This is a genomic window from Bradyrhizobium sp. P5_C11_2 (genome assembly GCF_054049755.1).
On sequence record NZ_JBFULT010000799.1, the window covers coordinates 1 to 2,579 of the forward strand.

Below are 2,579 nucleotides of genomic sequence, written 5' to 3' on the forward strand. Positions count from 1 at the left end.
GGATGATCACACCGGCAAGGCCCAGCGCCACGCCGGCCACCCGTCGCGCCTGCAACGCCTCTTCACCTGCCGCTGCCATCACCAGCACCGTGAACAGTGGCGTGGTCGCGTTGAGGATCGACGCCAGCCCGCTCGGAATAAAGGTCTGGCCGGCCACGATCAGCGAGAACGGAATGACGTTGTTGAGCAACCCGATCGCGAAGAACGGCTTCCAGCCCGCCAGGCCCTTGGGAAAGCCGATCCCCTGCACGCGGAGCAGCGGCAGCAGAATGGCCGCGCCGATAACAACGCGCAGGAACACGAGCGTCAGCGGCGGCAACTCCCGCAGCGCCGCACCGTTGAAGAAGAACGAGCCGCCCCAAAGGATGGAAAGCACGGCCAGCAACGACCAGTCTCGTGCGTCGATCCGGTTGTCGTTCGGGGGCATGGCGTCTCGCATCGGTGGCTGCCCCCCGCCTAGTGCGGCGCGACGCGCTTTGCCACCCGATTTCCGATGAGGTTTGGAATTCCCGTGTTCAGAAGCGATAGGGCGAACGAGGCTGCCCCATGTTAATGCGACCGGCTAGGACGGCTCCTTCGGCCGCGACACCAGCTCGATCATCTTGCCTTCGTCGTCGTCCGGCATGCTGGCTTTCGCCCGCGCGTAGGATTCGACCGCCGCGCGCGCCACCAGCGGCTTGTCGGCCAGCAGGCTCTCGGCAAGCCTCACGGCATAGGCGGCATCCTTGTGCCGCAGCGCCGAGGTGAAGGTCGCGCCGCCGAAGTCGCGCGCCACCATGCGCTTGGAATGCCGCTGCACCTGGGGGCTGGCGGCGACGCCGGCCTGGATCGACTCCAGCACCAGGTTCATGTCGAGCCCGGCCTGCTCGGCGATCGCGAGACCCTCGGCGAGGCCGGCGATCTGGATCGCCCCCATCAAATTGTTGATGAGCTTGTAGACCGTGCCGGAGCCGACCACGCCGAAATGGCGGATGGTCGAGCCGATCGGTTCGAGGAACGGTCGGGCGCGCTCGAGGTCGGCCGCGTCGGCGCCGGCCAGCAGCGTCAGCTTTCCGGCCGCCGCCGCATCCGGCAGTCCGGTCACGGGGCAATCGATGTAGATGAGCCCGCGCGCGTTCAGCTCGCGGCCCATCTCGCGCGCATGGTCATAGGAGACGGTGGAGCATTCGATCGCGATGGTGCCGGCCTTCGCCGTCTTGGCCGCGCCTTGAGGCCCGAGCCAGACCGCGCGCGAGGCCTCGTCGTCGGCAACCATGGTCACCACGGCGTCGGCATCGATCGCGGCGTCCTCCGGCGAGGTCGCCCATTGCGCGCCGCGCGCGATCAGGTCTTCCGCCTTGGCCTTGCTGCGATTCCACAGCGTCACCGTGAAGCCGGCATCGAGATAGCGGCCGGCCATGCCGTGGCCCATCCGTCCAAGCCCGATGAAGGCAACACGCGGCATCAGTCGACGTCCTCGATCTCGCCGGTGGTGGTGCCGAAGGCGCGCTGCGCCAGCGTCGCGGCCATGAAGTCGTCGAGCTCGCCGTTGAGCACGCCCGACGTGTCCGAGGTCTGCACGCCCGTGCGCAGGTCCTTCACCATCTGGTAGGGCTGCAGCACATAGGAGCGGATCTGGTGACCCCAGCCGATATCGGTCTTGGCGGCCTGGTCGGCGGCGGCCTTCTCCTCGCGCTTCTTCAGCTCGATTTCGTAAAGGCGCGCGCGCAGCATGTCCCAGGCCTGCGCCCGGTTCTTGTGCTGGGAGCGGCCGGCCTGGCAGACCACGGCGACACCGGTCGGGATATGCGTCAGCCGCACCGCGGACTCGGTCTTGTTGACGTGCTGGCCGCCGGCGCCGCCCGAGCGCATGGTGTCGACGCGGACGTCGGCTTCCTTGATGTCGATCTTGATGCTGTCATCGATGACGGGGAACACCTGCACACTGGAGAAAGACGTGTGCCGCCGCGCGTTGGAATCGAACGGCGAGATGCGCACCAGGCGGTGCACGCCGGCCTCGGTCTTCAGCCAGCCATAGGCATTGTGCCCGGAGACCTGGATGGTCGCGGACTTGATGCCGGCCTCTTCGCCCTCGGACTCTTCGAGATATTCGACCTTGAAGCCGTGGGTCTCGGCCCAGCGCGTGTACATGCGCAAAAGCATCTGCGCCCAGTCCTGGCTCTCGGTGCCGCCGGCGCCGGCATGGACTTCGAGGTAGGAATCGAAGCGATCGGCTTCGCCCGACAGCAGCGCCTCGAGCTCGCGCCGCGCGACTTCCTTCTTCAGGTTCTTCAGTGCGGCTTCGGCTTCGGCAACGACGCCCGCATCGCCTTCGGCTTCGCCGAGCTCGATCATGCCGATGTCGTCCTCGAGCTCCTGCTCGACCTTGCCGATGCCCGACAGCGAATCCTCAAGCGAGGTCCGCTCCTGCATCAGCTTCTGGGCTTTCTGGGGATCGTTCCAGAGGTTGGGATCTTCTGCGAGCTTGTTCAGCTCAGCGAGGCGCGCCGTCGATTTCTCGACGTCAAAGATGCCTCCTCAGCAGCCCGACTGACTGCTTGATCTCTTCTACCAACCGTTCGATTTCGGCGCGCATGTCG

At 66.5% G+C, this 2,579-nt stretch carries 3 protein-coding genes; all 3 read right to left on the reverse strand.

What is annotated here, in order from left to right; all coding sequences use genetic code 11:
• The coding region (locus tag ACXJL8_RS38710) for a DMT family transporter (protein WP_456686784.1) at window positions 1–427 on the reverse strand (427 nt) is incomplete at its 3' end.
• Between the two features lie 135 nt (window positions 428–562).
• On the reverse strand, window positions 563–1,444 hold the full coding sequence (locus ACXJL8_RS38715) for an NAD(P)-dependent oxidoreductase (RefSeq protein WP_456621184.1): 882 nt from the start codon (window positions 1,442–1,444) through the stop codon (window positions 563–565).
• Window positions 1,444–2,575, reverse strand: a protein-coding gene (prfB, locus tag ACXJL8_RS38720; RefSeq protein ID WP_456621185.1) for a peptide chain release factor 2 whose coding sequence is annotated in 2 segments (ribosomal slippage) — window positions 1,444–2,505 and window positions 2,507–2,575 — 1,131 coding nt in all. Because the reading frame shifts where the segments join, the coding sequence is not laid out codon by codon here. The genes ACXJL8_RS38715 and prfB overlap by 1 nt, the downstream gene beginning before the upstream one ends.
• Window positions 2,576–2,579 lie beyond the last annotated feature (4 nt).

Coding starts and splice junctions, on each gene's coding strand:
- ACXJL8_RS38715 (WP_456621184.1), bottom strand. CDS start 1,444: ATGCCGCGTGTTGCCTTCATCGGGCTTGGACGGATGGGCCACGGCATG.